Source organism: Paraburkholderia nodosa DSM 21604 (assembly GCF_000519185.1).
Lineage (GTDB): Bacteria > Pseudomonadota > Gammaproteobacteria > Burkholderiales > Burkholderiaceae > Paraburkholderia > Paraburkholderia nodosa.
The window spans coordinates 1-7238 of sequence record NZ_JAFA01000097.1; the positions used below are offsets into that span (position 1 = coordinate 1).

Annotated in this window: 5 protein-coding genes and 2 pseudogenes; 3 read left to right on the forward strand and 4 right to left on the reverse strand. The window is 59.1% G+C overall.

Going from position 1 to position 7238, the window contains the following annotated elements:
* Nucleotides 1-183: transposase (locus A3CW_RS49825; RefSeq protein WP_035515844.1), on the forward strand; the 183-nt coding region annotated here is incomplete at its 5' end.
* 226 nt (nucleotides 184-409) lie between these two features.
* Here A3CW_RS49825 and A3CW_RS0143835 read toward each other — a convergent pair.
* Both A3CW_RS0143835 and A3CW_RS0143840 read right to left on the reverse strand, forming a co-directional pair.
* Complete coding sequence (locus A3CW_RS0143835; protein WP_028209132.1) at nucleotides 410-1435, reverse strand: aldo/keto reductase; 1026 nt, start codon at nucleotides 1433-1435, stop codon at nucleotides 410-412.
* A gap of 246 nt (nucleotides 1436-1681) precedes the next feature.
* On the reverse strand, nucleotides 1682-2953 hold the full coding sequence (locus tag A3CW_RS0143840; RefSeq protein WP_211254147.1) for an acyl-CoA dehydrogenase family protein: 1272 nt from the start codon (nucleotides 2951-2953) through the stop codon (nucleotides 1682-1684).
* A 468-nt stretch (nucleotides 2954-3421) separates the two neighbouring features.
* Here A3CW_RS0143840 and A3CW_RS49830 point away from each other — a divergent pair, with 468 nt between their 5' ends.
* Nucleotides 3422-4522: an IS630 family transposase gene (locus tag A3CW_RS49830; protein WP_245623901.1), complete on the forward strand. Its 1101-nt coding sequence runs from the start codon at nucleotides 3422-3424 to the stop codon at nucleotides 4520-4522.
* On the opposite strand, the pseudogene A3CW_RS52020 reads toward A3CW_RS49830, so the two are convergent.
* Nucleotides 4444-4611 (reverse strand): annotated as a pseudogene (locus tag A3CW_RS52020) (IS6 family transposase); the annotation flags it as partial. The gene A3CW_RS49830 and the pseudogene A3CW_RS52020 overlap by 79 nt on opposite strands.
* Before the next feature lie 304 nt (nucleotides 4612-4915).
* On the opposite strand from A3CW_RS52020, the gene A3CW_RS0143850 reads away from it, so the two are divergent.
* Nucleotides 4916-6313, forward strand: a complete 1398-nt coding sequence (locus A3CW_RS0143850; protein WP_154678233.1) for an IS4 family transposase — start codon at nucleotides 4916-4918, stop codon at nucleotides 6311-6313.
* 702 nt (nucleotides 6314-7015) lie between these two features.
* Here the strand turns inward: A3CW_RS0143850 and A3CW_RS49835 are convergent.
* Nucleotides 7016-7238: pseudogene (locus A3CW_RS49835) on the reverse strand (IS5/IS1182 family transposase); the annotation flags it as partial.

A 7238-nucleotide genomic window follows, 5' to 3' on the forward strand; every position in this document is an offset into this window, starting at 1 on the left:
CGCAACAAGTCGAAGATCCGTGCCCGGGTCGAGCATGTGTTTGCGGTCGTGAAGCGGCTGTGGGGCTTCACGAAGGTTCGTTATCGCGGGCTGTCGAAAAACGCCAATCGCGCCTTTGTTGCGCTCGCGCTGGCCAATCTTTACATGTGGCGAGGTCGCTCGACAGCACAGGTGCGCCCGTAGAGGGNCAAAGACGGGCGACAAGCCCGTGCAGGGCCCCTCAAGGGGCCCAACATGAGCAGGAATGCTCGCTTTTACGGCTGTTATTCGCGATCTCAAAAGTTTACACATGTCTTGGTCGCAACCCGTTGTGTTTACACGGCTTGATCAGCGTAGCCTTAGAAGATAAGGCGTTTCTCATTCAATTTTCTCCAGCTTACATCCGGGTACCGGCCTTGATTGAAGTGAATCACGATTTGGGGGTGCGAGTGCCGCTCTGGTCATTGCGCTCCAGCCCATAGACATCCCCCTCAAGCTCCCTCGCTTCCCCCAGCACTCCGGTGATGAGGGCGACATCCTTGGCGGTCAGTGCTACAGCGGAGATGGCGACGTTCGAGGCCAGATGAGAGCTGTCGCGCGCGCCGATGATGACGGCCGCCACACCAGTTCGTTCGAGCATCGCAGCGCTGGCGACCGTGGCGATGTCGGTTCCGTGCCGGTCCGCGATCTGGCGAAGCACTGCCAGAAGGGCCTGGAATAGGTCCCAACCGCCGACGTCGTCGATAATCCGCTTGTATTTGACCAACGAGCGGTTCTCCAGCTGCTCTGTCGGTTCCGGCGCGCCGAACCATCTGTCGCCGAGGAAGCCACCAGCCACAGTGCCATAGCACAGGAGGGGAATACCGTACTCGACCGCCGCCGCAGCCATTCGCCGCGCCGGACGACCGTCGAGTAGCGAATACTGCACCTGCATGCAGGTAAGCGGCACTCCTGCATTCACGATCTCCAGCATATGGAAAGTGTCGAAATTGGTGCCGCCGATCTTATCAATCTTGCCGGTGCGGCGAAGCTCGTCGAGCCACAGCGCCGCCTCGAGCCAACGAGGCTCCCGGTATTCCCACCAGTGGAGTTGTACTAGGTCGAGCCGCTCCTGGTTGAGGCGTCGCAGCGACTGGTCGATCATTCTCTCGACATAAGACTTACTAATGCGCGGCAGTACGTCGAAGTGCGGCACAAATTTGGTATGGATCTTGATCCGGGCGAGGGCGTGTTCCCCGCGCAGATCGCGATAGCGCCTTCTGAAACCGCCCATCAGTTCTTCGACCCCGGTATAGATGTCGGCACAGTCGAAGGTGGTTATTCCCGCATCCGCGAAGGCCACTAGGTCCGCTACGGGGTCTTCGCTTCGGGCCGTGCTGTGGCCGCTCGCGAGTTGCCAGCCTCCGTGGATCACACGCGAAATCGCGTAGTTTGGGGCAAGCTGGAGTCTCTGCATCTTTGTTTGTGCCTTATAACAGTTATCATGGTGCGGTCGCCGCTGTGGTTGCGAGGCGGCTAAACCGGAACGGCCCACTCCAATCGGAGAACTGAACATATAGAAGCGAAGTCGGCCGACCTGCGGGTTGATGCGCTTAGAATCCGCTGAGCATAACGATGCGGAAGGCCCGTGATACGCAGGATACTCCTGAAGCTTCCAGCCGTCCCCCGACCCGCCCTATGGCAATGTGTCTGATCTTGACCTTCATACGACCCGCTCCAGCAGCAGCCGGCCAGCTTCCGCATAGTGCCGCTGCTGGACCATGGCGTGTTGCGCCGCTGCCTGCAGATCGCGCAGCCGCCGCTGAAGAGGTGAAGATTCATACACTGCGGCACCGCCAGCCAAGGTAAAGCAGGCATGTGCTGCGCTGGCACAGATCGTCGCAATCCAGATTCCCGTCTGTATGCCCTGAGCGTACAGAGCCTGGCCATTCAGCGTGTCGGCCAAGGCGTGCCGCCAGTGACTCTCCGCCTGAACCTGCATGGCCGCCCGCGCTGCACGCACATCTGCCTCGATTCGACCCAGCTCGCCCTGGACCATCTCCGAGTCGCGCATAGGAGCCGGCGCTCGAAGCTGTTGCCGGCCGCCCTGGGCGAGGTCGGCAACATCCGCTAAGGCGCCCTCGGCGATGCCCACGCAGACAGCCCCAAGAAGCACCGACTGAAGGTGCCGCCAAGCTTGATATAGTGGCCCCGGTTCGCATGATGCTCCAGCTGGAAAGTCGAAAAAATTGGCCTCCGGCGCGAGTACGTTCTGAAGGGCTATGTGGTGGCTACCGGTACCTCTGAGGCCGGAGGCACGCCAGGTGTCTTCAATCTGCCAAGCCGATGCCGGCAAGGCGACACACCGGACCAACGGTGGGCCGGCTTCCCCTGCCGGCCCAAAGAGTGGTTTGCCGCGTTCCGCCATGACACAGAGACCCATCATCCAGTCTGCGTTGTGGCAGCAACTGGCGAACGGCCAACGGCCGCTGACCCGCCAGCCATCTGGCGTTCTCTCGGCGGTGCCTCCAGGCGTGGAGACGCTAGCTATGATGACGTCCGACTTGTCCTGGTACATCAGATCGTAAGTCTGTCTCGGTAATCGAGGGCTCATAATGGCCGATGAACTGCCGATCATCGCGGTCCAGCCGACTGAGCCATCGAGCCGAGCCAACGCGCTGATCACTTCCATTCCCCAAGGTAAATCTAGCTCTAGTCCGCCACGGCTGCGGGGCGCGAACATGCGGAACACTCCAATCAATCGCAACTTCTCGACAAGGTCGGAGGGCATGCGGCGTTCTGCTTCGATCTCGGCTGCACGCGCGAGAACGGCAGGAGCAAGATCGCGAATCGAGTCGAGGATACGCCCGGCTGCAAGCGCCGACCTCCCCGGACTCTCGTCGCCAGACGGAGCTTGAGGTGCCGTTTGATATCCCTTGCGCGCCGGACGATTTGTCTCGTGTAAAGCATCACTTTGCTTCATCAGTTTTTGCATGTGTCTGATTGTGTTAATGGATGCGCATGCCGTATCTGCCTGTGACAGATGCAGTGCGGCGATCGTTAGCTGCGTGCCTTACGTCGCTATTTTGATCGCAACGCTGACTGAGTCCGAATGATGATGACACGCGGCGAGTGTCGCTACCAGAAGAAGAACATCAAATGTATTGATGTTAGTACGAGGCGTCATTTGAAGGCCCGCACGGACCGGTCGAGGACCCATTCTCTGGTTCGACCCATGTAAGGAAGGCACGTTTTCCTTAGTAAAGTCTGAGAGATGTTTTCACCTCCGCCCAGTCCTACCATGCGAACAGACGCGCCTTCCGTTCGGTGCAACGACGTCCGGCATTCATCCGGCGCGGCGGCAAAGCAAAGTGCCGCTGGATAGGACAGAAGCGCGAGAGCGCGCGAACGCCACATGCGCCTAGTCCATTGAACCAATGAAATTGCACTGATCTAATAGTGCATGGGCAAAATGAATCTGAGTGAGACCGAGCGCGAAGAACTAATGTCGATGCAGCGCAGCCGCACGATGGCCGTTGGGCAGGTAAGGCGTGCGCGGTTGATCTTGCTGCTCGACGAAGGTACCTCGCGTGCGGCGATCATGGCCGAATTGCGTTGCGATTCGCGTTTCATCACAACGTGGCAAATGCGTTTCACCAGTGAGCGTTTGGCTGGCCTGTACGGCAGACATCCTGGCCGGGCGCCGCGACCTGACCTGGCGGGCCTTGAAGCGAGAGTACTCGACTACACGCTGCGGCGTAAGCCGGCCGATGGTTCGACGCACTGGAGCAGCCGCAAACTCGCGGCACAGCTGGGCATGGCTTTCATGACCGTGCAACGTATCTGGCGCAAGCACGACATTCGGCCACATCGTCTCGATACGCACATGGTGTCGAACGATCCTGACTTTGAGACCAAGGCCGCCGACGTGATCGGGCTGTACCTCAATCCGCCGTTGCACGCGGTGGTGTTCTGCGTGGACGAGAAGACGGCCATTCAGGCGCTGGATCGCAAGGACCGGATGTTGCCGCTGTCGCCCGGGCGCGCGGAGAGTCATGGCTTCGAATACAAACGCAACGGAACCCCGAGCCTGTTCGCTGCATTGAATGTCGCCACTGGTGAGGTGCTGGGTAAAACCGCGCCGCGCCATACCAGCGCCCAGTTCGTTGCGTTCCTCACCGAGGTGGTATCGGCCCAGCCGCGCGGAAAGGAAATTCACGTGATCTGCGACAACGTGAGCAGCCACAAAACCGACGCCGTTCAAACATTTCTGGCTGACCATCCGAGATTCTCGATACATTACACGCCCACATATTCGTCATGGCTGAATCAGGTGGAGAACTGGTTTGCCCGCATCCAGCGCGACGTCATTGCGCGTGGCGTATTCACCAGCACCAAAGATCTCGACAAAAAGCTCATGCGGTACATCCGTCAATACAACAAACAGGCACTTCCATTGAAATGGAAGTACTCCGATCCATCGCGGCGAATCCGGTGCGTGTGGGCCAGCGACAGACCGCGTTCCGCCATCATTTCGACCAGATCGCGCAGGCTAAGCTTGTAGCGCAGGTACCAGCGAACACACAGAATGATCACATCGCGGTCAAAGTGACGGCCTGCAAACAGTTCGTCCAGGCTCTTCAGCTTGCTCATCGTCGGTTCTCAATTCGTTCAGCCCGACACCTTAACCGATTCGCCCCCGCGCTATTTGCACCAGAGCCGTTGGGGGTGCCTTTACGCGTCCGTCTTGCCGCTGTCGCTATCTCAGGTGACAAAGTAGTCTCCACCACTCGTTTGGTGGGGCCTACTTTGTCCACTTTGGCGCCATCGGTCTAGACGGTGCTCAAGCACTTGCAATTACCCACATCTTTGCCGCGAAACCTGGTAACCTGGGATACGTCATGTTCCATGCGCAAGCGAGATGGCCGGCAAGCGACGGGCGGATGATCGGTCGTGGATGGATCTTGAAGTCCAGGGAAGCGAATTCCGGGACACACGGTTGCGCCGTCGCTTCGCAACGCTACTGGAAAAGCTGTGGGATGGCATGGGGCAGACTATTCCGTTCGCGTGTCAGGACTGGGCTTCTACCAAGGCTGCGTACAGGTTTTTGTCGAACGACCGCGTCAGCGAACACGATATCCTGAGCGGGCATTTCCAGGCGAGCGCTGAACGTGTGAAGGTCACCGATGGGCCGGTGCTCGTCCTGCAGGACACGACCACATTCTCGTACCAGCGCGAGCGCCCCGAACTCATCGGCTACACGGGCAAGACGACCCTGCGCACGGGAAAAAACGGCGTGGGTCCGCGACAGCCGCTGACGCAATGCGGCATCCTGATGCATTCGAGTCTTGCTGTCAGTGCCGATGGATTGCCACTTGGCCTGGCGGCGGTGAAGTTCTGGACGAGAAAGCAGTTCAAGGGGGCTTCGGAACTCAAGCGCCATATCAATCCCACGCGCGTACCGATTGAGGAAAAGGAAAGCTGGCGCTGGCTGGAGAATATGCGCCAGTCGACTGAGCTTCTCGACGATCCTGTGCGTTGCATTCACATCGGCGATCGGGAAAGCGACATTTACGAGCTGTTTTGCACCGCATACGATCTTTGTACCCACTTCCTTGTGCGTACCTGCGTCGACAGGCTCGCGGGAGATGGTCAGCACACGATCTCCAAAGCCATGCAGCAGGTTCAGGTCAAGGGGCTCCATCGCGTCGAACTTCGCGATGCGAAAGGCCGTCCGATGACCGCGACGCTTGAACTGCGCTACCAGCATATGACTGTTCTGCCACCCATCGGCAAGCAGAGCCGTTACCCTGCGCTACAGCTAACAGTCCTCCACGCACAGGAACGCGATCCGCCGTCCGGGCGTGCCCGCATCGAATGGAAGCTGATCACCAACCTGCCGGTCCGTTCTCGGGCAGAGGCAATCGAAAAGCTCGACTGGTACGCAATGCGTTGGAAAATCGAGACCTTCCACAAGATCCTGAAATCGGGTTGCAAAGCCGAAGAGTCCCGGCTTCGCACAGCCGACAGGCTAACGAACCTGATCGCAGTCTTCTGCATCCTGAGCTGGCGCATATTCTGGCTCACCATGCTCGGCCGATCGGCGCCGCAGGCCGCCGCCGAACTCGCGTTCACACGCACCGAAATCGAACTGCTTGAACACATCGTTCACGATACGCCCCAAAACGCGCAAGCGCCGCCGCTCGTGCGCAACGTTATCAGGCTCGCTCAGCTCGGTGGTTACCTTGCGCGCGCCAACGACCCTCCGCCGGGCAATACCGTAATGTGGCGCGGGATGCGACGCCTGACTGACATCCAGATCGGCTATGAGCTCGCACTAAAAAGAAGTGGGTAATTGCAAGGCTCAAGCAACGCTTACGCGCCATTCTGGCGCGACCGGGGTCATCATTGCCGCTCATGGGTTTATCGTTTACCGAGATCATCAACACGGCACGCATCACGGTGCGGCAAGGCATCGTCAGCCGCCGGGTGCAGAGTCTCGAGCTTTTTCGTATTCAGGACGTCCGCTCAACCAGATCGCAGCAGGTTCGCGCGGTGGCCATCCGGTGAGCCTGTGCAGGAGGTAGGCGTACGGCTGAAGGTCGCTGGCGCTGCATGCAAGTACGACTCTGCCAACGGAGCCTGGCCATCTCGGTGTGGTGTGACGCATTTCTTCCAATCGTGCCGACGGATGTAGGAGATGTGGGCTTCCGGACAAACGGTGCCAAGGCCAGCGGCTGCCGGCCGCCACCGCGTCGACGAGTTCCTGCCTGTTCGGGGTCCCCAGCGCACGCAAAAGACAATAACTTCGCGATCGAAGTGGCGCCCGTTGAACAATCCGTCAATGTCTTTCAGCTTACGCATTGGCTCGTGCTCGTCAGAAACTCGAAGGTAACAAACCGGCGCATCCGAATTGCACCACTACCAGTCGAAGGTTACGGCTTCCGTCCTGGCAAGAGCGCCCACAACGCGCTCGACGCCGTGAGCGTAGGTATCGAACGCAGGAAAGTGAGCTACTGAGTCGCCCCTGAACAATTCGTTTTGGCCGTCGTCGGCGTCAGCCGGCGGATGCTCTCTGATCGACAGGGATGAACAGGGCGATGAGAACAATGGTGTAAAAAAACCGCAGCTTCCTCAGGATCATCCGCAGGTTGTGACCAGCTCCGCATAGCACAGCGTGCATCGCGTCACCAAGCGTTCCCTTCAGCCAGTTCCGATCGAGTTTGCCATCTGTCTTCATGTGGCCGATGGCTGGCTCAATCGCACTGCGCCGTCTGATC